We start from the raw sequence: 641 nt of genomic DNA, 5'->3' as shown, positions 1-641 counted from the left end.
CGGCACGCCCAGCGCCCAGGCGGCGCCGGCGGCGGCCAGCAGGTTGGTCACGTGGTGGATGCCGATCAGCCCGGAGGTTACCGGGTGCTCGGAGCCGTCCGGGAAGCGGAGCGTGAATTCGGGGTGCCCGTCGTCGTTGACGCGGGCGCCGCGGGCCCGCAGCAACGGCGCGGTACTCCCGTCGGGCAGGGTGAAGTCGTCGTCGGAGCTGAAGTACAGAATGCGGGCCCGGGTGCGGGCGGCCATGGCCCGGACGCGGGGATCGTCGGCATTGAGCACGACGGTACCGCCGGCCGGCACGGCCTCGGCCAGCTCGCCCTTCGCGATCGCGATGTTGTCCACGCCGCCGAATTCCCCTGCGTGGGCGGTCCCGACTCCCAGCACCACGCCGACGCCGGGGTTGACCATGTCCGTCAGGTACCGGATGTGGCCAATGCCGGTGGCGCCCATTTCCACGACCAGATAGCGGGTGTCGAAGTCCGCGGCGAACACCGTCAGCGGGACGCCGACCTCGCCGTTGTAGGAGCCGATCGGGGCCACGGTGGGCGCGGTTCGGCGCAGGATCCCCGCGAGCAGGTCCTTGGTGGTGGTCTTGCCGGCGCTGCCGGTGATGCCCACGACCTCGAGTCCCGCGGCGGCGC

1 protein-coding gene is annotated in these 641 nt (G+C 72.4%); it reads right to left on the bottom strand.

Features of this window, described 5'->3' with window-relative positions; all coding sequences use genetic code 11:
* A partial coding sequence (locus tag AC5RUJ_RS17915) for a Mur ligase family protein (RefSeq protein ID WP_494156474.1) occupies nucleotides 1-641 on the bottom strand: 641 nt, incomplete at both ends.

This window comes from Arthrobacter sp. Y3223164 (assembly GCF_059091005.1).
The sequence above is the reverse complement of the archived record's forward strand: the minus strand, read 5'-3'. Positions and strand labels throughout refer to the sequence as shown.